Consider the following 26,731-nt stretch of genomic DNA (forward strand, 5'->3'; position numbering starts at 1 on the left):
GAAAACACATGTCTCACGTTTATGTCCTAGTTGAGCACGAAGCAGAGCAGCTCAGCCCCGTCACCGGCGAGCTCATCACCGCCGCCCGCGCGCTCGGCACCGTCTCCGCCGTCGTTGTTGCCAAGGATGCCGCCACCGCCGCCTCCTTCGATGCCGAGTTGGGCAACTTCGGTGCCGCCCAGGTGGTTCAGGCCACCGCTGCGGACTATGAGCAGCGCATCGTCACCCCGGAGGTCGACGCCCTCCACGCCTTGGCCGCCAATAACCCAGCGCCCATCGTGTTGGCCGCTACCCCGACCAACAATGAGATTGCCGGTCGCCTCGCCGCCCGCCTCGGCTCCGGCGCTTTGGTCAACGTCGACGGCATCAATGCTGACGGCAGCGCACACCACACTATCTTCGGTGGCTCCTACGAGACTTCCTCCACGGCTACCGGCTCCGTGGTCTACACCCTGCGCCCAGGCTCCGTGGTTGCCGAGCCGCAGCCGGTCACCGCAGCTCCTGCTCCTTTCGAGCTGCCGGCTGCCACCGCGAAGGACGTCACCGTCACCTCCTTCACTCCGGCTGAAAAGACCGCCCGTCCGGAGCTAACCTCGGCCAAGGTCGTTGTGGCCGGTGGCCGCGGCGTGGGCGACAAGTTCGCCGACGTGGTGGAGCCGCTTGCCGACGCCCTCGGTGCCGCCGTCGGCGCCACCCGCGACGCTGTGGACGAAGGTTTCTACGACCCCGCTTTCCAGATTGGTCAGACCGGCGCAACCGTGTCCCCGAAGCTCTACATTGGCCTAGGCATTTCCGGTGCGATCCAGCACACCTCCGGCATGCAGACTTCGGAGACCATCGTCGTGGTCAATCAGGACCAGGATGAGCCCTTCTTCCAGATCGCTGACCTCGGCGTGGTGGGTGACCTCCACGAGATCGCCCCGGCCTTGGCCGCGGAGCTGACCAAGCGCAAGGAGGCTGGCAACTAATGCCGCTCTACCTCGATTACGCAGCCACCCAGCCCATGCGCCAAAGCGCCATCGACGCATGGACTAGAGCAGCTAGCTCCCTCAACCCGGGCGCGTCCTACGCCTCAGGCCGCAAAGCGCGCTCTGTGCTGGATGACGCCCGCGAGACCGTCGCCGAGCTGCTCGGCTGCGAACCCATCGAGGTCATCTTCACCTCCTCCGGCACGGAGGCGGACAACATCGCCATCCAGGGGCTGTACCGCGCTGCGCAGACTACTAGCACCACCAGCGGGGGCGCTGCCGACGAAACGTCGACACGAATCGTTTCGACCCCCATCGAGCACCCTGCTGTACTCGAAACCGTGGAGAAGCTCCACGCTGAGCACGGCGCCACTGTAGAGCTTCTCCCGGTTGATTCCACCGGTCACGTCAGTGACTTAAGCGCCCTGGATACCCCGGCCGCGGTGGCAACCTGCATGTGGGCCAACAACGAGACCGGCGCTGTTCAGCCGGTCGCGGACATCACCGAACGCGCCGCCGCGCAGAACACTCCGGTGCACATCGATGCCGTACAGGTCGCCGGCAAACTGCCCATCAACTTCCACGAGCTGGGTGCTACCACACTCGCAGCCAGCGCCCACAAGTTCGGCGGGCCCCGGGGCATCGGCCTACTGCTCGCACGCCGTACCCCGGCGCCACTGCCATTAGCTTTCGGTGGCGGCCAGGAGCGCGGCATCCGCCCCGGCACCGTCGACGTGGCTAGTGCGAGTGCGCTCGCCGCAGCTCTGCGCGAGTCCGTCGCGGAAATGGAGCAGGAGGACACCCGCCTGACTGCACTCCGCGACAAGCTTCAGGCTGGCATCGAATCCAGCATCGACAACGTCATTATCAACTCCGCGGAGCCCACCTTGGCTTCTCACCTGCATGCGTCCTTCCCCGGCACGGACGGCGACAGCCTCATCATGCTTCTCGACGCCGCCGGCATCGAAGCCTCCGCCGGCTCCGCCTGCCATGCGGGAGTTAACCGCATGTCCCACGTACTCGAAGCCATGGGCATTGACGAAGAACACGGCCGCGGCAGCCTGCGCTTCAGCCTGGGACGAATGACCACTGAAGAAGACATCGACGCCGTCCTGGCAGAACTCCCAGAGATCATTCGCCGCGCGCGGTCGGTGTAAACACAACAGCTCCCGGCCAGTACCGACGCCCAAAGACAAAGGCGAGCAAATGCGTTTCGCAATCTTCGGTGTTGTGCCACGGAGCCGATAGCCCATCAGGCACAATGTTGTCATGTCGAAGTTCTCTGAGGTCCTAGAACAGCTGCGTGAAAACCAACCAAAGGCCAAATATGGCATTGCCTTTGAGAAGCTGATGGTCAACTATTTCAAGACCGACCCGACCTTGAAGAACCAATTCGATGAGGTCTGCCGCTGGACGGATTGGCGCTACAACGGTGGTAAGGCAGATACCGGCATTGACCTGGTAGCTCGCCGCGTGGATGACGGCAAATGGACCGCCATCCAGTGCAAATTCTATGACTCCAAGGCGCGCATCCAGAAGTCCCACCTGGATTCCTTCTTCGAGGCTTCCGGGCATTCTTTTGACACCGAAGAAGGCCGCCAGCACTTTGGCAGCCGCCTGATTATCTCCACCACGGATCACTGGTCCTCCCACGCGGAGGATGCCCTAGCCAACCAGATTATTCCGACCAGCCGCATTGGCATCTCCGCGATTGCGGAGTCACCCATCAACTGGGATGTGGCTTTCCCTGGCTCAGAGGTACGCGATAAGACCATCCAAATCAACCTCTCCCAACGCGAGACTTTTGAGCCCCGCCCGCACCAGCAGGCGGCGATCGACAAAGCCATCGAAGGGTTTAAGACCCATGACCGCGGCAAGCTCATCATGGCGTGCGGTACCGGCAAAACCTTTACCGCCCTGCGCCTAGCGGAGCGCGTCGCTGAGGACAACGGCGGCAAAGCCCGCATCCTTTTCCTCGTGCCGTCTATTTCCTTGCTCTCCCAAACCCTGAAGGAGTGGACCGCCCAGGGCCGCCTCGACATGCGCGCCTTCGCGGTGTGCTCCGATAGCAAGGTCTCCAAGAAGGCCGAGGACATAGCTGTTTATGACCTTGAGGTCCCAGTCTCCACTGAAGGCAAGGACATCACGACGCGCTTCGAATCCGGCAAGCGTGCCAAGGGCCTCAACATCGTCTTCTCCACCTACCAGTCCATCCAGGCGGTGCATGAGGCCCAGCAGGTGGGCCTCGATGATTTCGATCTCGTCATTTGCGATGAAGCCCACCGCACCACTGGCATCACCTTGGCCGGTGAGGACGCCAGCAACTTCGTCCGCGTCCACGATGCCGACTACATCAAGGCTTCCAAGCGCCTTTACATGACGGCCACCCCGCGCCTCTACGACGAAGCCGTCAAGGGCAAAGCCGAAGAACACTCCGCGGAACTGGCCTCCATGGATGATGAAGCCATCTACGGCCCAGAGTTCTATCGCCTCGGCTTCGGTGAGGCCGTGGACAAGGGCCTGCTCACGGACTACAAGGTGCTTGTCATGACCGTGGATGAATCCGTGGCTGCCCAAGCCATGGCTCACAGTGAGAACAACCAGGTCAACCTCTCTTTGGCGTCTGCCATGATCGGCGCCTGGAACGGCTTGGCCAAGCGCTCCGGCGAATTGCAAGGCAAGAAGGGCGGCTTCGAGGAGGACGCCCAGCCCATGCAGCGCGCGGTGGCCTTTGCCAAGGACATCAAGACCTCCCAACTCATTGCGGAGACTTACCCCTCGCTCATCGGCACCCACCAAGAACTGCTCAAAGAAAAGGCAGTGCTTAACGACGTCTCCCTGACCAACGTCGACCTTAACGTCGCCGCCCAGCACGTCGACGGCGGCATGAACGCCATGGAGCGTGGCACAAGGCTGTCCTGGCTGGAATCCCCAGCAGGGGAGCACGAGTCTCGCATGCTTACCAACGCGCGCTGCTTGTCCGAAGGCGTTGACGTTCCCGCGCTAGACTCCGTCATCTTCTTTAACCCCCGCAACTCCATGGTGGACGTGGTCCAGTCCGTCGGCCGCGTCATGCGCAAGTCTGAGGGCAAGGACTACGGCTACATCATCCTGCCCGTCGCCGTAGCCAGCAACGTCTCCCCAGCAGAAGCACTCAACGACAACCAGCGCTTCAAGGTGGTCTGGCAAATCCTCAACGCGCTGCGCGCCCACGATGACCGCTTCAACGCGAAGATTAATTCCATCGCCCTCAACGGCACGGCCGGACAGGAAGACTTGCCGATTGACGTCGTTCACGTCCCAGGGGACGACGAGAAAAGCGATGCTGAGAAGCTCAAAGAGGCGGATCAGACTAAGTCGACAGAGCCGTTGACGGATAATTCGACAGTAACCCAGCAGATTGCCTTGTTCTCACTGGAGCAGTGGCAAGAAGCTATCTACACCAAGCTGGTGGACAAGGTCGGCACTCGCACCTACTGGGAGGACTGGGCAGACGACGTCGCCACCATCGCGGAGAACCAAATCACCCGCATCAAGGCGCTACTCGACGGCGCCGATGGAAACCTGCGCACAGAATTCGACAGCTTCGTCGAAGGTTTGCGCAACAACCTCAACGATGGCATCAGCGAAGAAGACGCCATCTCGATGCTCTCGCAGCACCTCATTACAGCACCGGTTTTCAACGCCCTCTTTGAGAATCATGACTTCATCACCCACAACCCCGTGGCCCAGGTTATGGAGAAGATGGTCAAGGCATTGTCCAAGGCGAACCTCGATACCGAAACCGAGTCCCTGGAGAAGTTCTACGAGTCCGTCCGCGTCCGCGCCTCTGAGGTGAACTCTGCCTCCGGCAAACAGCAGGTCATCAAGGAACTTTACGAGCGCTTCTTCCGCAAGGCCTTCAAGAAGCAATCCGAAGCCCTCGGCATCGTCTACACCCCAGTTGAAATTGTTGACTTCATCCTGCGCACCGCCGATGACGTATCCAAGAAGCACTTCGGTAAGGGATTGACCGACGAGGGCGTGTGCATTCTCGACCCGTTTGCCGGAACCTCCACCTTCACGGTTCGTCTCCTACAGTCCGGCCTCATCAAGCCGGAAGATCTCGCCCGCAAGTACGCCAACGAACTTTTCGTTACCGAGATTATGTTGCTGGCCTACTATGTCTCTGCCGTCAACATTGAGACCACATACAACGCCCTGCGCGAGGAAGCAGCGCTGCGCAATGGTGAACCCGCACCGGAGTACGTGCCCTTCACCAACATCGCACTAGCCGATACCTTCCAAATCCACGAGGAAGGCGACATCCCGGACCTCAACATCTTCCGTGAGAACAACGAGACAATCGAGCGTCAGAAGAAGGCACCAATCAACGTGGTGATTGGTAACCCGCCGTACTCAGTTGGTCAAAAGTCCGCCAATGACCTCAATGCCAATCGCAAGTATCCAAGTCTAGATGCGCGGATCTCGGAAACTTATGCTGCTAGGTCCACCGCAACAAATAAGAACTCACTTTATGATTCCTACCTTCGTGCCTTCCGTTGGGCAACAGACAGGATTGGAGATCAGGGTGTAGTTGTTTTTGTCACGAATAATGGTTGGCTTGATGGAAACACCGGTGACGGTATTCGTTTGTCCATGGCAAAGGATTTCACTGACCTCTACATATTCAACCTGAGGGGTAATTCTCGCACTGCCGGAGATGTCGCGAAGAGGGAAGGCGGAAATGTTTTCGACATTCGAGTAGGAATTTCTATTGCCATCGGTGTCAAGGATGCAAGCCAAAAGCCGTTTGAATTGCATTATGTAGCTTCACCGGATTATGCGTCAAAGGCGGAGAAGATTGAAGAACTAGTTAATGCAACTGTCGGAAATTTGAATTGGCAGTCGATTGTTCCGAACCAAGAAGGGGATTGGCTAACTCAACGCTCAAAAGACTTTGCAACGTGGCCTATTATCGGAGAAAAGAGAGGAACATCCCCAAGAATCTTTAACTCCTTTTCCGCAGGATTACAAACTAATCGTGATTCATGGGTCTATTCTTTCAACCGAGTTCAGCTCGAAAGCCAACTGCAAAGATTTGGACGCGCTTTTGAAGAAGCCCGCTCCGTTTTCCAACTCCAGGAAGACAGAAGAAGGGCAAAGGGCGAATTGCTGGTTAATGACTTCCTAAAACAGAATCCGACGTTTTCCGATGGACAGCGGATCAAGTGGAGTCGTTCTCTAAGAAACTCGGTGTATCGGAACGAAATTTTTAAGTTTGACTCCGAAAAATTAGTGCAGGGTCTTTATCGACCATTTTGTTCGCAACATGTCTACTTTGACTCAATGCTAAATCATGAGCGATACCAACTCCCATCTATGTTCCCAACCCCAGAGCATTGCAATATTGGGTTCGTAGTGATGGCTCCACGGGGTGCAGCAAACTTCGCTGTGTTGGTAACTGGTCTCATGCCTGATTTGTCGTTCTTCACATACACTGGCCAATTCTTTCCCCGCTTCACCTGGGCCGCCGTCTCCGCCGATGATGGTGGGTTGTTTGGTGAGGGCAGCGTCGCTAAGCAGGGCGAGGCCAGCATCTATGGCAAGGTGGGTGAGGTCGTTGACGGCTACGTGCGCGTGGATAACATTACGGATGAGATTAAGGCTCTCTACCGTGATGCACTGGGTGCTGACATCACGGGTGATGACATCTTCCACTTTGTCTACGGCAAGCTGCATGACCCCGGCTACCGCACGAAGTACGCGGCTGACTTAAAAAAGATGCTGCCGCATATTGAGACACCATCCTCGCGTGCGGAGTTCGACAAGTTTGCTGCTGCGGGCCAGGAGTTGATGGACCTGCACGTGGGCTACGAGGACGTGGAGCCATGGCCGCTGGATATTCAGGTCAAGGGTGATGAGTCCGACCGTGAGACATGGCGCGTGCTCAAGATGAAGTGAGCCAAGCGCAAGAACCTGGAGACGGGAAAGAACGTCAATGACGTGACCAAGCTGATCTACAACAAGCGCGTGACCATTGCTGGCATTCCGGCCGAGGCGGATGAGTACATGCTGGGTTCGCGCTCAGCTGTCGCTTGGCTGATTGACCGTTACCAGGTCAAGAAAGATAAGGCCTCTGGCATCGTCAACGACCCGAATGATTGGGCTGACGAGGTGGGCAACCCGCGCTACATCGTGGACCTCATTGGGAAAGTGGTGCGCGTGGCGATGGAGACGGTACGGATTGTGGATGGATTGAATTCCAAGTAGTCGGGAGCCAAATTGTCCACAAGATGTATGGTAAATCTGCACTCTCAGTGTCTTTTGCAGACAAATTATGAACAGTTAGTTGAGGAACATGGCTAAAATTAGGGTTGCCCATTTTGCAGGGTTGATGAAACTACTTTCGGATTGGCTGGGAATTGAAAACCAATAACGTTTTGACCGCAGGTCGGGATCGGCAAGGTTGGATCATCTCAGATGGACATGCGCCAATTTCAGCATCGCTATCACGACAGGGTGGTCAGTGTGTGATCTCACTGGTTTCGGAATATGCCGAGTCTAAGGAACGTTGGACGGGTTCGGTTAATCCCCGTGGCACCTGGAACCGTTCATTTGACTTCCTTTTTGTAGACGAACTGGGGCAAGTCGAGGTAGCAAATTGCTGGACAATTCAGGTGCAGGGTGCGGGGCCATTTCAGGGAGTTGAGCGGTGGGAGCTGCGACCTCAACAATTGATCTTCGATGGAAATGGCAGGACATGGGAGAACGCATCTGAGGTTGTCTCGTACGTGCCGATGTTGCGTAACTGGATGCCGGAGTGTACAGAGCTTATCGATTCCGATTACAGAGACGATAAAAACTGGCTGGCGATCAATCTCAAAAAGCCGAAGACAATTCCGTTTAAGGGACAGTTGAACCACCGGATTGTTATTGAAGCACGTACTGAGTCAATCGGAATGGGCAAGGGGCTACAGGCATTTAGCATTGCTCGAATTATCACAAAGCTGGAGAAGCCAGAAGAACGTGATGTTGCGTTTGGGGAACATTCCGCAATTCTCGACTTTCTTTCGATCATATATGGTCAACCTATTGGTTTTTCTGAGCGAAGCGTTAGCTCGAGTAGCAATCCAGTACTTGACCTCAATCATCGACCAATCGATCCTGACTATTGGAAGGAGTGTAGAGTCGAAACATTAGGTAACGAGGATTCTCTGCTTGATATAGAAAAAGGTCGAAATCCTGAGGCGCTAATCCACTATTCCACGGAAAACCCCGAAGTTCTTTCCCACTGGCTAGAGTTCTGGGCAAATAATAAGCCCGGCGTCGATGCTTTAAAAAGAGCTTTATCCGAAAAGATCTCTTGGGAGAATCGGCTGTTAAATGTAGCAGTTGCGGTAGAGGAATTCGGACACAGAATCCCTGGCCAAGTAGAGCGGGGAACAGTAGCTAACTGCTTTCCTGTCTATCTAAAACGGATATGCCTTAGCATGCCAAGGATTGCAATGTTGCATCCTGCGCAATGGGCTAGCCGATTTAACACCGCTTACAAAGGGATCAAGCATGCCGATAATGATTATCCTGAATTTGCAGAAATCGTGCGTACGGCAGAACAAGGCATTAACTGGCTTAGAGCCTGGTGTTGTTTCCAAGTCGACCCCCACAATCCGATTATGGACTACACCTGGAGCCGTATAACCAACATTGAAGAGTTCTATCCGAAATCGCAGGATGAATTAGATAATGACAATTGGGCAATTCTGTTGGCGGACGAGGAATGGAAGCAGGAAAGCGCTCGGTTAACTAAAGCGAATAGTAGCTTCCGTTGGAATCACGCGGATGTAGATGTATTGGATACTAGTGATCAAAACAGTGATGTTGAAGAAGGACATGGAGACTAGGCTCCAACTTGGCGCTCTCGGGTCTGACTAGTGAAAAATCGTTAAGGTTGATCTGCTCACACTTAGCCAGCTAACTTAGTCATACCCTCTTTGTACCCACAACCCGTGTTCTGTTAACGAGAAGTCAAGTGATGTTTGTAAAGTGAGTAGGCTATTAGCCTGAGCCTCACCGATCGGGGGGAAGCACACGAGGCTTCTCGTGTATCTGTTAGAGCACGCGCACTTTTGGTAGATAATTGAAAATAAAAGGTAGAAACATGCAACAGGACAGGGCGAAAGGAGCTGGATATGGCGCGCGTCAACGATGTAGCTCGTTACATTCTGGAAAACGTTGATTCTGGCGTAAGCACTATGAAGCTCCAGAAGCTCGTTTACTACGCCCAAGCATGGAGCCTTGTGTAGGGCGAAAGGCCGCTTTTCAATTCCCGCATAGAGGCATGGGCTAACGGTCCTGTTTGCCGTGACCTTTATCGGTGCCACCGCGGAGAATTCACCGCGAGCACTGACATGTTTCCCGGTGACTCTACTCAGCTAACCGCCGACGAGAAAGACACCATTGATGCAGTTCTAGCTGCCTACGGTCACTTGAATGGTCAACAGTTGAGCGATTTATCGCATAATGAACGTCCGTGGCGAGAGGCCCGCGCAGGCGTTGCAGACGGCGCTCCCTCCACGAACGAAGTTAGCCCAGACGTCATGCAAGACTTCTACAGTGCCATGCAATCTGCTGCCAGTGCGTAACGATGGGCAGCGGAAAGCGTAAGAAGAAGAAACTTGCGCGCCAACGGAAAAACGCTGGTGGAAAGTACGTGCCTCCAGTGGTTGCCACGGCTGACGATAAAAAGGTTCCGGTGAGCGCAACACAAGATGCTTCTTATAAGAACGAATTAGTTCGTTGGACGGCTAGGGAGATAGACGAAGTTCCCGGTGCTGCTGACGGATGCCGATGGGATTTGAGTGCCAACGAGACAGTGGAACTACTTAGGTTCCTTGATGATCTAACTAAGAAGACTTGGGCAGAGTGTGAAAACGAAGGGACCAAGGGTCACCGGCGAAACCATGACCACGCAATCAACGAATTGAGTAAAGCTGCGCAGAATCGACTACGACAGCTGGATCAAAATGAAGAACGAGTTTTCCGTTTTAGATTGAGTGGAGCTTGCCGGTTGTGGGGGTTCCGATCAGGAAGCCTGTTTCGTGTGCTCTGGTACGACCCAGAGCACAAGGTTTATCCGGTCAAGAAACGACACACTTAACGGGAGAGTCCTCGGCGCCTCGCGCCTACTGTCGTCATTGTCGAAACTCTAACTCTTGATAACTGCACCTTTCGGAGGTGCGTCGCCAAGCACTGCCCAATCACTTGCTGTAGTGAATGATGATGGGGACCAGTGCCACAGCTAAGAGTACGAGAGTGATGGTGCCGGATTTCTTGCGCGCTGGATCATCGGATAGCAGTGCAGCCAAGGCTAGGAAGGCAAACAGCGGTGTTAGGACGAACATTGCCAAGAGCAGACCGATAAGGATGAAAAGGCCTAGGAAGCCGAAGAGGAATGACGCGTCGTCACCAACGAGATCCGCGATGAAGAGTGAACCGTATCCAATCGCCCAGCCGCAAAGAACGACAATAGTGCCTTTGAGGGCAAGCGTCTCATTGAAGAATCGTGCCAAGCCACGTCGTCTTTCCGGTGATTGCTCTTCGGGGCGATTGGGCTCGGCGGTGTGCTGTTCCATGGCGCTGTCCTTTGTCGGCGTCAGTGTCTGGTGTTGCCATTGCCAGAATGTGTGGTGGCGAGGTTGAGCCGCAGTGTAGCAGCGGGCGGTGCTGCACGGCGAGGCTCTGGGGAGTGGCGTCAGTGATGTGACAAAAGCGTTTAGTGTTTCGCGTGTTGTTTCAGTGATTGGTGTTAAAGCGGAGGTAGTGTGGCGCGCATGAGCCATGCACGTCGCCTTGTTACCGCCGCCGTTACCGCAGTAGCGGCCGTTGCTTTATCCGTTTCCACTGCTGTTGCCATCCCGTCCTACGCACCTTCCGGTGTGGATGTCTCCGGCAATAACCACATGTCCCTGCGCGGAATCGATTGGGATGCCGTGAAGTCAGATGGCCAGTCCTATGCCTTCGTTAAGGCCACAGAAGGTATCGGGTTTGTCAATTCCCACTTCGTGCGGGACGCCAACGCCGCAGCTGCTGCTGGGCTCAAGGTTGGCGCCTACCACTACGCCCGCCCGGCAGGGGATGCCAAGCAGCAGGCGGCTAGCTTTGCCTCCCAGATTGCGCTGGTGCCGACGCAGACCCTTCCGCCGGTGCTCGACATTGAGGTTGATGAGGGGCTGAATGCCGACCAGCTTGCTGACTGGATTGATACCTTCATGACGGAGGTGAAGTCCCTGACTGGCCGCACGCCGATGCTGTACACCTACAAGTACTTCTGGATGGGCGAGATGGGTAACACCTCGCGTTTCTCCGAGTACCCGCTGTGGTTGGCGGCCTACCAGGACACCGCGCCAGACCCGGTCGGCGGCTGGGACAAGCTGGCCTTCTGGCAGCGCTCGGGTTCTGGGCGAGTGGCCGGCATTGAGACCGACGTTGACCTGAACCTCTTCAACGGTACTGAGACTCAGCTGCATTCCTTCTCCGGTGGCAATTACATTGACTTCGGTGGCATATTGGATGACCTGGTCATTCCGGGCGTGGACCTTGGTGATGACGCCGGCGTGCTGATTGCCGGAATCCTGGCGCTGGCAGCAGGTGCGGCCGCCGTTCCTGCCGTGGCTGATGCCGCGAAGGATGCGGGCTTGGAAGTGGATCCGACCGGGCTTGTGAAGCAGGCAGAGAAGCTGCTCAACACTGGCGCTATTAGCACCGACGACCTCAAGGACCTGGCACACAACGACGCTACCGTCGGCGACCTGGCAATCTTCTTGGATAACGCGCAGCACCTGCAGGACTTTGATGCCAACAACGTCAGCGAGCAGGACGTAGAGTATGCCAGCCGTGCCGCCCGCAGTGTTGGTCACGCCGCGGGTGTGGACATCCCGGCATTTGATTCCAAGCAGGTGGCGGACCTGCTCAAGAGCCTGGGCTAAGTCTCTTTAGGGCTTGAGTGTCCTTAACTCTCCACGCCCTCCGGGGCGTCGTGGCGTAGGCTCGCGCCGGTAAAGAAGCGGCGGGTCCAGGATTCGTCGCGGAAGTGTGCAGGCACCGCACCAGAGAGTAGCGGCTTGGCTAGGGCGGCGGCTTCGGGGGAGCCGTCCGCAGGTAGCTCGGTATCTGAGCCGATGAGAATGATGTTGCCGTAGCGCCGGCCCTTAAGCATGGGAGGGTCGGCGATAACCGCGAGGTGGGCAAAGGCCTCCGCCATTCCGGCTAGCTCCGCCTTCGCGCCTTGAAGATCGGAATGGTCACCACAGTTGGCCACGTAGAGTCCACCTGGGCTTAACGTCGCGTGGGCGTGCTGGAAGAACTCCGTGGTGGTTAGCGGTTCTGGCGTGACGGCGCCGGCGAAAACATCGCGGATGATGACGTCAAAGCGGTTCGGCGGGAAACCTTCGGTCACGGCACGTGCCTCGCCGGCGCGAATCTTCACGCGGGGTGCAGAGGGGATATCGGCCAGCTCGCGGATGAGCTCGGCCAGCTTGGCGTCGAGTTCGACCACCGTGTTGTGGGAATCCGGCCACAGGTCAGCGAAGTAGCGGGGGAGCGAGCAGCCACCGCCGCCCAGGTGGAGTAGGCGCTTGCCAGGAGCGAGGTTCTCCACCGCGGCAGCAATCCAGCGCATGTACTCAAACTCGAGGGTTCGTGGCTCATCGGGGATGAGGTGGGAGGAGGGCACACCGTTGATATTGAGGATGAAGGCGCCGTCGCGGAAAGGATCCGGCTCGACGACGAGCTCGCCGGTGGATATCTCGTAGGTGCCCGCGATGGAATTGGTGGTGTTGCGCTTTCTGCCCATAGTGCCTCTTAGCTTAGGGAATAGGCTGTGTGGTCCGCGTGTTGGGGTATGAGGTACACCGCGACTAGCCTTGGTGGACGACAAAGCAACGAGAAGGGGAGAGCATGCGAGTACTGGTAGCCATGTCCGGCGGCGTCGATTCCTCAGTCGCCGCTGCGCGTGCGGTGGAGGCGGGCCATGACGTCATTGGCGTGCACCTAGCGCTGCACAAGGATGCGCAGCAGACCCGTGAGAAGGCTCGTGGCTGCTGCTCCTTGGAGGATTCCGCCGATGCCCGTCGTGTGTGCGACAAGCTCGGCATTCCTTTTTACGTGTGGGACTTCTCCGAGGAGTTCAAGGAAGCCGTCATCGGGGATTTCGTGGATTCCTATGCTCGCGGTGAGACCCCGAATCCGTGCTTGCGTTGCAATGAGAAGATCAAGTTTGCGGCGCTGCTTCGCAAGGGCATGGCCTTAGGTTTTGATGCGGTGGCCACCGGCCACTATGCCACTATCGACGATGAAGGCTACATGCGCCGTTCCTTGGATGAGAACAAGGACCAGTCCTATGTGTTGGGTGTCATCACCAAGGAGGAGCTCGACCATTGCTTCTTCCCGATTGGCGATACTCCGAAGCCGCAAATCCGCGAGGAAGCCAAGCGCCACGGATTCTCTACTGCGTCCAAGCCTGATTCTTATGACATCTGCTTCATCCCGGACGGCAATACGCAGGCCTTCCTGGGCCGTTCCATTGGTCTGCGCCCCGGCATGATCGTGGATACTGAGGGCAAGGAACTCAAGGAACACGACGGCGCATGGAACTACACCATCGGCCAGCGCAAGGGCTTGGACATCAAGACGCCGACTGCGGACGGCTCCCCTCGCTACGTCACCGACATCGACGCCGCCACCGGCACAGTGACCGTCGGATCGCGCGCAGACCTGGCCGTGACCCGCATTGGGGCCGACCGTTTGAAGTACTTGCACCCGGCGATGAATGGTGACTTCGACTGCGAGGTGCAGGTGCGCGCCCACGGCTCCGTCGTTCCCTGCCGCGCCCACGTGGACCGTGAGGCTGACCGCATGACGCTGGAGCTTAACGAGTCACTCTCCGGTGTAGCACGCGGCCAGGCCGCGGTGCTCTACTTGCCGAGCCCGGACGAGCTGGGCGATATTGTGCTGGGCTCTGGCACGATTTGCGGGACTGAGTAGTTCTAGCGAAGCACGCAGTCAGCGATGAGTCGGTCGAGTGCCCGAATATCGACCTTGGGTCCAACGTTGATTTTGATGTGGCCAGCACGAGTCCACAGCTCAAGCTCTGCGTTGACATCGAGAAGCTTTCCCGCGTTTTCGGTCGACCACATATTGATGGCGGAATATGGGAGCGAATAGACTTCGACCTTCTTGCCTGTAAGTCCTTGTGAATCCCGGACAATTAGTCGATGAGTGGTGAAGACCGCTGCATCTCGAATCGTCTTAAAAGCGCAAACTGGTTTCTCGTTGGCAGTCAGCATCGCTGGAATATCATTGGGTATCTCGCAGGGAGAGTAGAAAGTCCATCCAGTAAATTGTTCTAGAGGCATGACATTGTCCTTTCTGTGTGACTGTAGCCTTCTTGATGGTGGGATTATAGAGGATGTTGAGGAGGACATGAGTTGACTGGATTTGCCCTTGGCCCCATGCCCGGCACGTCGATGGCGGAGGCCGCGGACATCATCATGGGGGAGACCGAGCTTCCCGCCATCCCGCAGCTGCCCGAGCGTGGGCTGGGCTCCGATGCGGTGGGCCGCACGGCCAGCATGTTGGAGGCTATTTCCATTGACCGCGGCCCGCGCTCCTGGCGCATGACGGCGCGCCCGCAGCTTCTCACGCGCCGCACGTGGGACCGCTTGGAGCGCGACCTCGACGAGGTCCAGGAGGTCTGGGGTGAGACTGTTCCCCAGGTTAAGGTGCAGGCACTTGGCCCCTGGTCGCTGGCGGCGAGCATTGAGCTTTCCGACGGCCACCGCGTCCTCACCGACCGCGGCGCCTTTAACGAGCTGGCCGAGTCTTTGCTTCATGGTGTCCACGCCCACGCCGCGGATGTCGCGCGCCGCTTCCAGGGGGAGGTCGTCGTCCAACTCGACGAGCCCTTGCTCGCTGACGTTGTGGCCGGGCGCATTCCTGGCACCACCGACTTCGACACCATTCCCGCCGTCCCCGATGAGGTCGCGCTCGACCTCCTGCAGTCCTTCGACGCGGATTACCTGCACGCCCCGCCGCTGTGGTCAGTGGCACCTGCAGCTACCACTTTCCTCACGGATTTCCGTGGTCTAGAGACCCCGCGTCACCTTGATGGTTTGGGAGAGCACTTAAGCGCTGGCCACCGCATCGGTCTAGGCATGAAGGGTTCCGATGCCCGTGCGGAGGCCATCGAGCTGGCCCGCCACCTCGATCGCATCGGCATGCCACGCGAGCTGCTCGTCGATCATTTCGACGTCTACCCGGTCAAGGCTTCCGCTAGAACCCTGCGCTCAGTATCCGAGACCGCCGATATCCTTATTCGCGACGCCGGTGACCTTTAACCCAGCTTTTAATCGACTCGTCCCAGGCTGTCCGTCGCAGTGAAGTAAGCCTCCATATATGGGATGACGAACTGGAGCTGGCCGTGGGCAGTGGGTTCGATGAGGTCGGCGTCGATAAGCCTTTGGCGCGTAGCCGAGAGTGAGCGCACCGTCCGATCCTGGTGCGCGGCGACGTTCTTGATTTCCGCCGTGCCGTCCTCCATGACCGCGCTCATCGCTTCGAGGAAGAGACGCTGCGCCGGCGGGAGCGCCAGGGTAGCGGGCTGGTGGACCTGGGCGCCTAGAACCGAGATCGCCTCGGCTGATACTGCTGCGACGTCGCGTTCCTCGATGCTGCTTCCACCTCCACGCTGCGCCCTGCCCCAGGCCAACGAACCGACGAGCTGCACTAGGTAGGGGTAGCCGCGGGAAAGGTGCACGGCGGCGGACACTGCATCATCAGTGAATTCGAGCCCAGAGTGCGCGGCAGTTTCTGTGAACGCCACGGTGGCGTTAGCAGGAGAGAGCGGACCCAAAACGAACTTCTGGGCGCGGCGTAGGAAGGTCACGCCAGGCAAGTCCAGCAGGCGGTTAACGCCCTGCGGCAGACCAGCGGCCACGATGGCAACGTCGAGCTCATCGCGCACGAGGTCCTGGTAGGTCACGGCCAGGGACGTAAGGTGGTCTGCGTCCGCGTCCTGTACCTCGTCGATGGTGAGCAGTACGCCTGTGCCTTTGAGCAGCGCTAAAAGCTCGCGCAGGCGAGTGTTGAGCGTGGGTTTAAAGGCCTCTTCCATGTTGTGCTGAATGCCGATGGTTGCCAAACCGCCAACACCGACGCGGTTGACCTTGTGCTTGTCTGCCGGGGCTAGCTTGTCCATGATGCGTGGGATGGTGGTATCGACCAGTTCTTCCACCATGGAGCTGCGGCCAGATGCCCGCAACGTAATCCACCCGCGGCTCGAGGCGATGTCTTCGAGTTCGTTCAGGAGCACCGTCTTGCCAATGCCGCGAGCGCCGCTAATGATAAGTGAGCGGCCGGGTGTTCCCGGCTGGGAGTCGAGCGCGGAGCGGAAGGTGTCGAGCACTGCCGTGCGGCCAACCCAAAAGAGTGGTGGAACGCCGAACGTGGGGCGGAAGGGGTTCTCTTGTGGGGACATGGTGCCCATCGTAGCGCAATGGGAGATTTAGGAGACTTTATAAAGTGCGGAGATTTGGGAGACTTCTGGTGCTTAAGGCAAGCCGTCCAAGTCGATCGAGTTGGGCCACGCGGCCATGAGCCGAGTGTCGCGACTAAGAAGAGGAGCTTCGAAGATGTTGGACACTGCTACATAAGCTGAATCATAGATGGAGAAGGTGTGTCGACGGCTCCAAACGTGGTTGGCGATGTCACCGACGCTAATCAACTCAATGTTGAATTCCATGACATCGTTAGCTAGAAAGCTTGCCGTAGCGCTGTCGATTGCTTCTGCTCGCTCCAACCTTTTCAACACGTTGAGGCACTCCAAAGGCATGTGGCTCGGGGCAATAAAATCGGCCTCGGGGTAAGCAGTGCTAAGTCGCTGAAGCGCATCGCGCCTCAAGAGGAACTCGATCGCTGCGGAGGCATCGATGACTAACAACGTCATGAAGCGTCCCGTGCTTCACGTATTGCGGCCACCACGTCAAAGTCCTTCTTGAGTTCAATGGGTTCGCGCTGCGAAAGCTCTTCCAACTTTTCTTCCAAGGACGGGCGAGAAGCGACCTTTTCAAGGGTCTCTCGCAGGTAGCTGGAGAGGGAAATGCCCTTACGGTCGGCGCGCTTTTTGAGAATGTCGACGACGTCAGCATTGACATCACGGATCTGAACATTGATAGTTTTCGGGTTTGTCATACCCGCCATAATAGTGCATGCAATATGCATGCACTATGGATAACCTTAGGGATTTTTTGCCTCGCCGGCCCGCCAGGCCACCGCGCCAGCGTACACAGCGCATGCGGCGACGAGGCCATACCACCAGAAGAAGTGGAGGCCGTCATGCCAGGGCATGGCAAGTCCGATAACGGCGACAGCGGGGGTGTTCATCAGGATGGAAATAACGCGGGAGCTCGTTTTTGAGGACAACATTGCTTTCCATGCGGACCCTAGAAGAGAAGCAATGATAACGATTATGCTGATAGTGAGGACCACGGTTTCTCCTTAGAGCGCGAGCCCGTCGAATAGTGCTTGGGCTAGGTCTTCGGTGTCGGTGAGGGAATCGTTGTTGGCGAAGGCGGCGCGTTTGGGGGCTTTCACGAAACCACTTCAATCTTTTTACGAAACCTCCTGCCAGCCAAAAAATAGCCGCGAACGAAAAAATGACCCACTCCCTTCGTTTGGAGGGGTCATTTTTTTCTTGGTCTCAACGCCGTTTTAGGCCCAATTTCGGCACTCGCCCACGACCTCTAGGCCACGGGCTTCGTCCTCGTTGTTGAGGATCAGCCGGTGGTGGCTTCGTTCGCTGGGTGGCGGGGTCTTGTAGCGTTCCATGGCGGTCTTGTTGCTGCGATCACGCAGGACTGGCTGCGGGTAGTTGTTGGGGTTTGAACCGAGAGGGGTGCGCCCGGTCGGGGCCGTTTGGAACGCAGTCGCTACGTCAGAGCCCGAAGGCTCCGCCGCTGACGAGGATCGCGATGCCGAGGCCGATGAGAACGATGGGGAAAAGGATGTGCTCCCAGCGTTCGAGCACTTCCGCGATCGGGGGGCGGGTGGCGACGAACTTTGCCAGGCCCACCAGGACCGCAACGAGCGCGAGGAAAATAACGCAGTAGGCGACTACTGCGAGAGGTTCCACGCTGAGGAATACAGGGGTGTAGACGCCGATGTTGTCGCCACCGTTGGCAAAGGTGACGCCTGCGACTGTCCCCACGCCAACCTTCTTGCCGGCAATCTTGGCCTCGTCGTCATCGTCCTCATCGTCTCCGTGCCAGGCTTGCCATGCAGCCCAGAGGCCGAGGCCCAGCGGGATTAGACCGAAGTACGGGATGGCTGTCGAGGGCAGGAATGCTCCGGCGCCCATGGTCACTAGAACCGCGGCACCGAGGATGCCCGCGAATCCGAGGTACTGGCCGGCCAGAATGCGGGCGGTAGTGCCGCGCTGGCCTGCCCCTCGCGCGAAGAAGAGGGAGAGCACGATGATGTCGTCGATGTTGGTAGCTGCGAACAGGCCTATCGCCTGCAAGACCGAGGTGAGGATCATGTGTCCTCCCCAGCTGCGTAGCACCCGGGAAGCGAGCAGGCGGGATCGATGCACGGGGCGTCTTCGTCTACTGCCAAGGTGGCATCGACCAATGTGGTCAGCGCCTGCGCCAGGTGCGGATCGGCGATCTCGTATCGTGTCCGACGCCCCTCGGGCTCGGAGACGACAATCCCACAATCGCGCAAGCATGCCAGGTGATTGGACACGTTCGAGCGTGTCAGGTCCAGATCTCGGGACAGTTCCGCCGGGTAAGCGGGATGGTCGAGCAGGGTCAAGATGATCCGGGATCGAGTGGGGTCGGCCAGTGCACGACCCAGGCGGTTCATCACGTCGAGACGCGAAGCAATAGTCAGCATGCACTGAACTATACAGTGATCGCTGAACTAGTCAAGTTCCGGATAGCGTTGCAGCTGTGTGCGTTGCTCAAGAGGCAGTGGAAGTAGCAGAGATGGCAGAGATTCCGGCAAAGTTGCGAAAGCAGCGTCGCCAGCTCGAGATTTAAGTTGCGCACTTGCCTGGCGTAGTTCGCGAGATCGGTTTTCAGGCCCGACGCAATGACCCGAACGGGACAAAACTCGATGACCTCATCATCTTGAACTGGGAAGGCTCGAACAAACTTATCTACCTCATCCGCAGCCTTGACTCGATTCCCGTTTGCAGCGGGGACACCTCGGGGTTTGACGACGGTTCGCGCCGCCAGCGCGCTTCTGAAGGGTGGCAGTTACGGTGGGGGCGATGTTATAGATGTGAACCGTGCGGTGAGAGGGAGCAGTCATAACGTCAGTTTGCGGGAGGAATTAGATTGTGTTTGCGGGCTTCGAGTCCATAGCCCGCCAAGCCACCGCGCCGGCGTACAGAGCGCATGCGGCGACGAGGCCGTACCACCAGAAGAAGTGGAGGCCGTCATACCAGGGCATGGCATTTCCGATCAAGACTATGACGAGGGCAGTTATCGCTACAGAAATAGCGCGGTAGACCGTCTTCCCTGGGGTGGTAAATGCCTTCCATGCGGACCACAGGAGGGAGGCGATGATAATGATCATGCTGATGGTGAGGAACACGGTTTCTCCTTAGGATGCGAGCTCGTCGAATAGTGATTGGGCTAGGTCTTCGGTGCCGGTGAAGGAATCGTTGTTAGCGAAGGCGGCGCCTTTGGTCTCGGGGTCGATGATGAGCATCGTGGAATAGCCATAAGTGCCGCCGTTGTGCCAGAAACCTGGGCCGTCTTCGTTAGGAACCCAGCCGTACTCTGTATCGCCGTTATCCATAAACCACTCGGCGAACTTGGCCATGTCACTTGCCGTGGAGCGGATAGCGCCTGCGGGTGCGGAGCCGTCCATCTCCCAAGGCTCCGCGTGGCGGCCGGTGGGGGTGAGGCCCCGTGGAGCGTCGCCAGGCACTGAGCCCGGCGTCATGAGGTAGGTTTCGGTCATTTCTGCAGGCTCGAAGATGCGTTCTTTGAGCATCTGCTCATAAGGTTGCCCGGCGGCGGTCTCCAGCATGTGGCCCAGGAGCCCATAGCCAAGATTGGAATAGGATTTTTCGCCGCGGTTCTTCAGCTCGGCCTTCGTGGCGGCAGCCAGGATGTCCTCTACAGTCTCGCCTTCATAGGGGTTCGAACCGGTGACACCCGAGGCGAGACTGCTGAGGAGGTTCGTGCTTGCCAGCCGGGGTAGTCCAGAGGTGTGGTCGAGAAGTTCCCTCACGGTGACGTCAGCGACGGGCGCATCGCCGACATCGAGGACCTCGCCCACAGTGGTATCAGGCTTCAACTTTCCTTCTTCGGCGAGCTGGTGGGCCAGCTCGCCGGTGAACATTTTGGTCACGGAGCCGATTTCAACCTCTGTGTGCTCATCGCTTCCTAGTCCCGCGAAGGTGGCTTTGCCGTCGTGAAGCGTGAAGGCGGTCAGGTTGTGGAAACCGGATTCGGAGTGCTCTTCCAGCTGGGTTGCTAGGGCTTCGTCGCCGGTCTTGTCTTGTGTCAGAGCAATTCTTTGTGGCCCTACAACGAGGAGGACGGCGGCAACAGCAATGAAGGTGATGATGGCTAGGGCAATCTTGGATACGGCACGGTTGTTCATTAGTGGTCCTCACTTGCAGTGATGATGGTGAGAAGGGGGATAACTCGGGCGGGGCGGATGGCATATTCGCCGCCGGACTTGGTGGTCCAACCGGCGTGGGTGAGTGCGCTTAAGTGGTGATAGGCGGTGCCGGTGGAGGAGACGATGTTTTCGTCGACAAGCTCGGCGGCCGTTGCAGGTGCGGCGATAAGGCGGCGCAGGATTTCGCCGCGAACCGGATGGGCGAGTGCGGAGAGGCGCTCGAGATTTTCTGACCAGCTTTCGTCGGTGACGAACGTGGTGGGGCGTTGCCATTGATAGGCATAGGAGCGTTTACCCAAGGCAATGTTGCCGCCGAACATGACGGAGCCGTCGGGGAGTTGCTGGTTGGGAGCGAGGGCCTCGACCAGCCAGTAGGTCGATTCTTTCTCTGGGGGCGGTGATGTGGAAGTGGCGTCGGTGGTGCTGGTGCGGCTTTCGAGGGCGGCCACGCGTGCTTCGAGTTCGGCGAGGCGTGCTTCGACTGTCGTTTCCATGGTTTCTAGAATTCCAGAATTCTAGAAACCTGGCAAGGGGCAACCGGAAAATAGGGCGTTGACGCTAAGAGATCATCGGCCACGCGGTGGAGACATCCGAGGCATCGCGCCCGCGGCCCTCCAGGTACTTCTTGAAGGATTCGCGGTCCTTGTACCACTCCACGGCCTGATACTCCATGAGCTCGTTGGTATCCATCTGGGCTAGCTCGGGGAAGTGCTGACGCACCTGCTTCCATGCCACGCGGGCGGCCGCGAGGGCGTCGGCAGTCGCCTCATGTGCGTTGCTCAACTCCACGCCGTAGTGTGCGGAAACCTCTCCCAAGGTGCGCTTGCCTTTGCGCCACTTGTCTTTGACGCGGTCGATGACGAAAGGATCGAAGACCGGACCGTTCACTGTGAAGTCCCCGGTCAACGCGCGCAGGACTGATAAGTCATAGGCGGCGTTGTAGACAATGAGGGTCAGACCATCGTCCCAGGCCTGATAGATGGCGTCGACCGTCTCCTTGAGCACGTCCTCATGCGGTCGGCCCTCGGCACGAGCCTTCTCCGTGGTGATGCCGTGAACCTTAGCGGCTTCCTCCGGGATCTCCACGCCTGGGTCAGCGAGCATCTCCTGACTATTGACGTCGCGCCCATCGATGCGCACCAGGGCAGAGGTGACAATGCGGGCTTCTTTAGGGTTCACGGAGGTGGTCTCGAGGTCGAAGGAGAGCATGCGGGTGGCGTCGAAGTTCATGGACAACACTCTAGCGCCCGGCTCGGACATGCACTGTGGAAGTGTTGCAGAATGACGAACAGACTCCTGCAGAATGACGGACGAAGTCTTGCAGAATGACCAACTGCAGGTCACAGGCATGTCCAGCGGCCCCGCTACACTGGTTAACCGTGAGTGATGCAGTAGATATCCAACGCGAATGGTCCGAGCTTGCCCAGGAAGTGCGCAAGCACCGTGAGCTGTACTACAACGGTGAGCCGTCGATTCCGGATGCAGACTTTGACGCGCTTTTTCAGCGATTGTTGAAACTGGAGGCTGAGCATCCAGAGCTGCAGACTCCGGATTCGCCTACCCAGCAGGTGGGAGCCGCGCCGGAAGGTGCTGTCGACATCGAGCACCTGGAGCGCCTGTACAGCTTGGACAACGTCTTTAGCGCTGACGAGTTGCAGGACTGGCTGGACCGCACTCCCGCCGAGGCCTACCTCACCGAGCTGAAGATTGACGGTTTGTCCATCGATCTCGTCTACCGCGACGGCAAGCTCGCCACGGCCGCAACACGAGGTGATGGTCGCGTAGGCGAGGACATCACTGCCAATGCGCGCGTCATCCCGGATATCCCGCAGGAGCTGACCGGAACGGAAGAATACACGGTCCCGTCATTGGTGGAGGTCCGCGGCGAGGTGTACATGCGCCCGGATGAGTTTGAGGAGATCAACTCCGCCCGCCGCGAAGACGGCAAGCCCACCTTTGCTAACCCTCGCAATGCAGCCGCGGGTGGACTGCGCATGAAGAACCCAGAGGATGTTAAGGAGCGCCGACTCCACATGGTCTGCCACGGCATTGGCGCGCGTGAGGGGTTCCAGCCCACCTCCCAGCATGATGCATACCTAGCACTGGAAGCGTGGGGCTTTCCTGTCTCGTCGTATACCAAGAGGGTTGCCAGCGCCAAGGAAGTCCAGGAGCAGGTTGCACACTGGGCTGAGCACCGGCACGATGCCTACTTCGAGATGGATGGCCTCGTGGTCAAGGTCGATGACCTGGCCAGCCAACGAGCGCTGGGAGCGACGTCGCGTGCGCCTCGATGGGCTATCGCCTACAAGTACCCGCCGGAGGAAGTGACCACCAAGCTGCTCAACATTGAGGTTGGTGTGGGGCGCACCGGACGCGTGACGCCCTTTGCCATTATGGAACCGGTCTTCGTCTCCGGATCAACGGTTTCTATGGCCACTTTGCACAACCAGTTCGAGGTCAAGAACAAGAATGTCCTCATTGGGGATACCATCATCATCCGCAAGGCCGGAGAGATTATTCCGGAGGTCCTTGGTCCGGTACTGGACAAGCGCGATGGTAGTGAGACCGAGTGGGTTTTCCCAGAGAACTGTCCTGCCTGTGGCACGAAGCTTGCTCCACAGAAGGAGGGTGACCAAGACTGGCGTTGCCCGAATACACGCAGCTGCCCCGCGCAGCTTGCAGCGCGCCTTGAGTACTTGGCTTCTCGCAAGGCGCTCGATATTGGTGAACTAGGGGAAAAGGCCGCGGCAGATCTCATTGCTTCCGGCGTGCTCAAGGACGAGGCGGATCTTTTTGACCTCGATGAGGAAGCGCTGCTCAAGTCTTCTATGTACACGACGAAGAGCGGCAAGCTTAATGCTTCCGGCAAGAAGCTGCTGGAGAACCTCAAGACTGCGCGTGAGACTGATTTCTGGCGCGTTCTTGTGGCGTTGTCCATACGCCATGTGGGCCCCATCGCTGCCCGCGCGCTCGCTACGCGTTTCGGCTCGATGGAGGCGCTGCGTGAAGCCTCAGTTGAGGAGCTTGCCGATACCGACGGAGTTGGCGGCATCATTGCAGAATCCTTCAAGGCTTGGTTCGAGGTGGACTGGCACGACAAAATCGTCCAGAAATGGAGCGCAGCGGGCGTAACGATGGCGGATGAAGTCAGTGACAAGCCCGAACAGACCCTGGAGGGCCTCACCGTGGTGGTCACCGGAACTCTAGAGAACTTCACCCGTGATTCTGCCAAGGAAGCCATCATTGCTCGTGGTGGCAAAGCCTCTGGTTCGGTTTCAAAGAAAACCAACTATGTCGTTGTGGGCGAGAATGCTGGCTCCAAGGAACAGAAGGCTCGTGACCTTGGGTTGACCATCCTCGATGAGGCCGGCTTCGAGCGCCTTCTGGAGACCGGAGAGGCATGAAGCTAGCTGCCTGTGACCTTGACGGCACCATCTACTTCGATGGGCACATGCCGGAGGAAGTTCCTGCGGCTATTGCAGAATGGCGCGCTGCGGGCAACCTCGCCGTAGTGGCCACAGGCAAATCTCCCTACGCGATGCGGCGGGCGCTGGAGCCCTTCGACATCGACTTCGACTACTACCTCTTGTGCAACGGCACGGTCATCCTCGACGGTGAGCAGCGGCTTCTCTATGAGAACCATGTCCCGCCGGAGGCTGTGCGTGCCGTCTACGAATACGTGCGTGACATTCCTGACTTAGACCTCTACTGCACGCGTCTCGAGGGCCCCGACGGGCACCTTGTGCGAAACGTTAATGGGGTACACAACCCCATCATTACAGACCCAGTTCCGGTTCCACCTATTGCGATTGAGCAGGAAGTCTTTCCCCTTGTGGCGGCGTGGACGCCGGGGAACGCGGACCTACAGCATGACATTGCGTCGTGGGTAGCGGCACGTTTCGACGTCGGTACGGCGCTAAACCGCAACTTTTTCGACATCACTCCGCCCGGGCATGACAAGGGTTTTGCTTTGACATGGTTGATGGATTACCTCGCACTTGACCGAGCGGATACAGAGGTCATCACCTTGGGCGATGGGCACAATGACTTGCCTATGCATGCGCTTGCCGACGTCCCCCTCACCTTCCCCTGGGCACATTCCACCGTCCGCGAGGCCTGTCACGTCATCGTAGACTCCGCCGTGGAGGGGCTACTAAGGTATTCATCATGAAGATCGCGGCTCTGGATATGGATGGCACTGTCTACGTTGATGAGAACATCACGGAGGCGGTCAAGGAAGCGATTGCCGCGTGGCGCTCGGCCGGAAATCTTGCTGTTTCCGCCACAGGTAAGTCCATTGCTAATGCCCGCGGTACGCTCGAGCCCTTTGGTGTGGAGCTGGACTACCACGTGCTGTACAACGGCACGGTTCTCACTGAGGGGGATTATACGGTCCTTCAGGAAGAGCACTTGGATGCCGATACTGTCACGGCTATCGCTGAACGCTTCACTGGCAAGGCCCTCAATATCTATACCACCGGCTTGACTGGGGCTGACCAGATTGTGTGGGAGGGTCTCTCCGGCCAGGAGTCATCGATGGTGGCAGGTGCGCAGGTGGGGGATTTGGGGGACGTCGCCAAGCGTGACACCGTGCTCATGTCCCTGTGGATTCCCGGCGATGCCGCGCTGCGCCAAGAGGTGGACGAGTGGGTTCGTGCGAATTTTGACGTCGAGTCATCTTTCAACTGCGATTTCTACGACATCATGCCGCCAGGTCACAACAAGGGAGAAGGCTTGACGCGGCTTCTGAGCTGTCTCGGCCATGAGGAGGCCCAGCTCTATACCTTCGGCGATAGCTTCAACGACCTCTCCATGCATGCCATAGCCACGGAGTCCTTTAGCTTCCCGCACGGAGAAATTAGCGGCCACGTCGACCACATTGTGCCGGACGTCGCCGCGGGGCTCAAAAGCCTACTGGCGCGAGCCTAGCTTAGGAATGCGCCCAAAATAGCGCCCAAGTCACCCAGGTGCTCAACCTCTGAGGCGAGGTAATCCGGGCCGCCCACGCGGCCCATCACCACAACGTATTTGGTTCCGACGAGGGGAGCGGCAGCCAGCGCGGAATCGAGCAGCGCCCACGACTCAGGAATCCACGTGTCCTTCTCCGGATGGAGGATGCGGGCGGAGTCGATGCTGAGATCGGTTGGGATCGTGCCATCGTCGGCAGGCGCGGCGTCGGAGGACGCAATCCGCTTGATGGGGTCTTCATTAGTGATTACGACGGCCCACGTTGATGTCAGCGCCTTGGGGATTGCCGCGCAGACTTCCTCCATAGCGGCTGTCACATTGCGGCGCGAGGCCACGGTGGCGAGCAAACGGATCTGGCCTCGGCGATCGACGCGCCCGCTAAATGGGCGGATAGAATCAATCTCCACGCCGTCTACTGTCTGCGCAGCAGTAATAATCTCATCAGCCATGGTGGTCTTCGGCAGATCTAGGACAATGTCATCCATAACGGTGCCGTCGGGGAAGTTCTCCACGATGTCCACAGAGCGAATATCGGCCTCAATCTCTCCGAGGGCATTGGCTAAAAGGCCTAGGCTGCCAGGGGTATCGGGGAGAAGGACACGGACGAGGTACGACATATGTTTCTTTCTCTGGGCAGGTTTGTGAAGGAGAATTAATAGGTTAACCTAACGTGATCTATGGTACACAAGCGTCCGAATAGTATTCAATAACCTCGGTGGTGTACATGCGCCCGGAGTGGTGGTGGCGACGGCGAACGCGTGCAGTACCATGGGTGCTTAGCTATTAACCGTCTCGATGAATAAAAGGATGGAGTTCGCGTGTCTGATATTTCGCGTGACGAGGTCGCGCACCTGGCAAAGCTGTCGCGACTGGCCCTGAGCGAGGAAGAACTGAAGCAGTTCGCTGCACAGATCGACGAAATCGTGGACTCGGTGTCCGCGGTTGGCAAGGTCAAGGCTGAAGGTGTGGAGCCATTGTCGCACCCGCACTCCGTGGTTGCCCCAATGCGTGAGGACGTTATCGTGCGCACCCTCACCGCCGAGCAAGCACTGGACCAGGCGCCGGCATCTGAAGATGACCGCTTCATGGTTCCGCAGATTCTGGGTGGAGGAGACGAATAA

At 58.0% G+C, this 26,731-nt stretch carries 24 protein-coding genes and 2 pseudogenes; 12 read left to right on the forward strand and 14 right to left on the reverse strand.

From position 1 onward, the window contains the following. Positions 1-8: 8 nt before the first annotated feature. From NX84_RS06375 to NX84_RS06395, 5 genes and pseudogenes are all read left to right on the forward strand, one after another. Positions 9-968 (forward strand): electron transfer flavoprotein subunit alpha/FixB family protein, encoded by a 960-nt coding sequence (locus tag NX84_RS06375; protein ID WP_039675038.1) that lies wholly within the window; start codon positions 9-11, stop codon positions 966-968. Next, positions 968-2,125: a cysteine desulfurase family protein gene (locus tag NX84_RS06380; protein WP_039675040.1), complete on the forward strand. Its 1,158-nt coding sequence runs from the start codon at positions 968-970 to the stop codon at positions 2,123-2,125. Before NX84_RS06375 ends, NX84_RS06380 begins: the two co-directional genes overlap by 1 nt. Before the next feature lie 112 nt (positions 2,126-2,237). Beyond that, a pseudogene (locus tag NX84_RS06385) lies at positions 2,238-7,220 on the forward strand (DEAD/DEAH box helicase). A gap of 260 nt (positions 7,221-7,480) precedes the next feature. Beyond that, the gene (locus NX84_RS06390) at positions 7,481-8,851 is read left to right on the forward strand and encodes a hypothetical protein (protein WP_039675042.1); all 1,371 of its coding nucleotides are present in this window, start codon (positions 7,481-7,483) and stop codon (positions 8,849-8,851) included. Positions 8,852-9,271: 420 nt separating this feature from the next. Beyond that, positions 9,272-9,592: pseudogene (locus NX84_RS06395) on the forward strand (Panacea domain-containing protein); the annotation flags it as partial. A 615-nt stretch (positions 9,593-10,207) separates the two neighbouring features. Here NX84_RS06395 and NX84_RS06400 read toward each other — a convergent pair. After that, complete coding sequence (locus NX84_RS06400) at positions 10,208-10,582, reverse strand: hypothetical protein (protein WP_039675044.1); 375 nt, start codon at positions 10,580-10,582, stop codon at positions 10,208-10,210. Between the two features lie 198 nt (positions 10,583-10,780). Between NX84_RS06400 and NX84_RS06405 the strand changes: the two genes are divergently transcribed. Beyond that, entirely contained in the window at positions 10,781-11,935 is a 1,155-nt protein-coding gene (locus tag NX84_RS06405) for a glycoside hydrolase family 25 protein (protein WP_039675046.1), read from the forward strand. 23 nt (positions 11,936-11,958) lie between these two features. On the opposite strand, the gene NX84_RS06410 is transcribed toward NX84_RS06405, so the two are convergent. Continuing rightward, positions 11,959-12,801 (reverse strand): spermidine synthase, encoded by an 843-nt coding sequence (locus NX84_RS06410; protein WP_039675048.1) that lies wholly within the window; start codon positions 12,799-12,801, stop codon positions 11,959-11,961. 104 nt (positions 12,802-12,905) lie between these two features. Here NX84_RS06410 and mnmA point away from each other — a divergent pair, with 104 nt between their 5' ends. Continuing rightward, on the forward strand, positions 12,906-13,991 hold the full coding sequence (mnmA, locus tag NX84_RS06415; protein WP_039675050.1) for a tRNA 2-thiouridine(34) synthase MnmA: 1,086 nt from the start codon (positions 12,906-12,908) through the stop codon (positions 13,989-13,991). Between the two features lie 2 nt (positions 13,992-13,993). Here mnmA and NX84_RS06420 read toward each other — a convergent pair whose 3' ends face one another. Then, positions 13,994-14,362 (reverse strand): PH domain-containing protein, encoded by a 369-nt coding sequence (locus NX84_RS06420; RefSeq protein ID WP_039675052.1) that lies wholly within the window; start codon positions 14,360-14,362, stop codon positions 13,994-13,996. 72 nt (positions 14,363-14,434) lie between these two features. Here NX84_RS06420 and NX84_RS06425 point away from each other — a divergent pair, with 72 nt between their 5' ends. Further along, positions 14,435-15,343: a uroporphyrinogen decarboxylase/cobalamine-independent methonine synthase family protein gene (locus NX84_RS06425; RefSeq protein WP_039675054.1), complete on the forward strand. Its 909-nt coding sequence runs from the start codon at positions 14,435-14,437 to the stop codon at positions 15,341-15,343. An 8-nt stretch (positions 15,344-15,351) separates the two neighbouring features. Here the strand turns inward: NX84_RS06425 and NX84_RS06430 are convergent, their stop codons facing one another. From NX84_RS06430 to NX84_RS06475, 10 genes are all read right to left on the reverse strand, one after another. Then, positions 15,352-16,482 (reverse strand): ATP-binding protein, encoded by a 1,131-nt coding sequence (locus tag NX84_RS06430; RefSeq protein ID WP_039675495.1) that lies wholly within the window; start codon positions 16,480-16,482, stop codon positions 15,352-15,354. 72 nt (positions 16,483-16,554) lie between these two features. After that, positions 16,555-16,950 (reverse strand): type II toxin-antitoxin system VapC family toxin, encoded by a 396-nt coding sequence (locus NX84_RS06435; RefSeq protein WP_039675057.1) that lies wholly within the window; start codon positions 16,948-16,950, stop codon positions 16,555-16,557. Then, positions 16,947-17,195, reverse strand: coding sequence for a FitA-like ribbon-helix-helix domain-containing protein (locus NX84_RS06440; RefSeq protein WP_231913682.1), 249 nt, complete (start codon positions 17,193-17,195; stop codon positions 16,947-16,949). The genes NX84_RS06435 and NX84_RS06440 overlap by 4 nt, the downstream gene beginning before the upstream one ends. A gap of 45 nt (positions 17,196-17,240) precedes the next feature. After that, positions 17,241-17,429, reverse strand: a complete 189-nt coding sequence (locus NX84_RS06445) for a hypothetical protein (RefSeq protein ID WP_126297605.1) — start codon at positions 17,427-17,429, stop codon at positions 17,241-17,243. 508 nt (positions 17,430-17,937) lie between these two features. Beyond that, the gene (locus tag NX84_RS06450) at positions 17,938-18,540 is read right to left on the reverse strand and encodes a cadmium resistance transporter (protein WP_039675063.1); all 603 of its coding nucleotides are present in this window, start codon (positions 18,538-18,540) and stop codon (positions 17,938-17,940) included. Then, the gene (cmtR, locus tag NX84_RS12635) at positions 18,537-18,896 is read right to left on the reverse strand and encodes a Cd(II)/Pb(II)-sensing metalloregulatory transcriptional regulator CmtR (protein WP_060920947.1); all 360 of its coding nucleotides are present in this window, start codon (positions 18,894-18,896) and stop codon (positions 18,537-18,539) included. The genes NX84_RS06450 and cmtR overlap by 4 nt, the downstream gene beginning before the upstream one ends. 441 nt (positions 18,897-19,337) lie before the next feature. Further along, entirely contained in the window at positions 19,338-19,601 is a 264-nt protein-coding gene (locus tag NX84_RS06460) for a hypothetical protein (RefSeq protein ID WP_039675066.1), read from the reverse strand. A gap of 9 nt (positions 19,602-19,610) precedes the next feature. Next, positions 19,611-20,621: a serine hydrolase domain-containing protein gene (locus tag NX84_RS06465; protein ID WP_039675068.1), complete on the reverse strand. Its 1,011-nt coding sequence runs from the start codon at positions 20,619-20,621 to the stop codon at positions 19,611-19,613. Further along, the gene (locus NX84_RS06470; protein WP_039675070.1) at positions 20,621-21,136 is read right to left on the reverse strand and encodes an ArsR/SmtB family transcription factor; all 516 of its coding nucleotides are present in this window, start codon (positions 21,134-21,136) and stop codon (positions 20,621-20,623) included. Before NX84_RS06470 ends, NX84_RS06465 begins: the two co-directional genes overlap by 1 nt. A gap of 64 nt (positions 21,137-21,200) precedes the next feature. Beyond that, positions 21,201-21,872, reverse strand: coding sequence for a 3'-5' exonuclease (locus tag NX84_RS06475; protein ID WP_039675497.1), 672 nt, complete (start codon positions 21,870-21,872; stop codon positions 21,201-21,203). A 149-nt stretch (positions 21,873-22,021) separates the two neighbouring features. On the opposite strand from NX84_RS06475, the gene ligA reads away from it, so the two are divergent. From ligA to NX84_RS06490, 3 genes are read left to right on the forward strand one after another with little or no spacing between them, the layout of a single operon-like run. Then, positions 22,022-24,046 carry an NAD-dependent DNA ligase LigA gene (gene ligA, locus NX84_RS06480; RefSeq protein ID WP_039675072.1) on the forward strand — a complete coding sequence of 675 codons (2,025 nt, stop codon included), beginning with the start codon at positions 22,022-22,024 and terminating at the stop codon, positions 24,044-24,046. Then, complete coding sequence (locus NX84_RS06485; protein ID WP_039675074.1) at positions 24,043-24,813, forward strand: HAD family hydrolase; 771 nt, start codon at positions 24,043-24,045, stop codon at positions 24,811-24,813. Before ligA ends, NX84_RS06485 begins: the two co-directional genes overlap by 4 nt. Then, entirely contained in the window at positions 24,810-25,571 is a 762-nt protein-coding gene (locus tag NX84_RS06490) for an HAD family hydrolase (RefSeq protein ID WP_039675076.1), read from the forward strand. The genes NX84_RS06485 and NX84_RS06490 overlap by 4 nt, the downstream gene beginning before the upstream one ends. Here NX84_RS06490 and NX84_RS06495 read toward each other — a convergent pair. Next, a complete protein-coding gene (locus NX84_RS06495) occupies positions 25,568-26,227 on the reverse strand; it encodes an ACT domain-containing protein (RefSeq protein WP_039675078.1) in 660 nt (219 codons plus the stop codon). The genes NX84_RS06490 and NX84_RS06495 overlap by 4 nt on opposite strands. Positions 26,228-26,428: 201 nt before the next feature. Here NX84_RS06495 and gatC point away from each other — a divergent pair, with 201 nt between their 5' ends. Beyond that, a complete protein-coding gene (gene gatC, locus NX84_RS06500) occupies positions 26,429-26,731 on the forward strand; it encodes an Asp-tRNA(Asn)/Glu-tRNA(Gln) amidotransferase subunit GatC (RefSeq protein WP_039675080.1) in 303 nt (100 codons plus the stop codon).

This window comes from Corynebacterium minutissimum, from assembly GCF_000805675.1.
Classification (GTDB): Bacteria; Actinomycetota; Actinomycetes; order Mycobacteriales; family Mycobacteriaceae; genus Corynebacterium; species Corynebacterium minutissimum.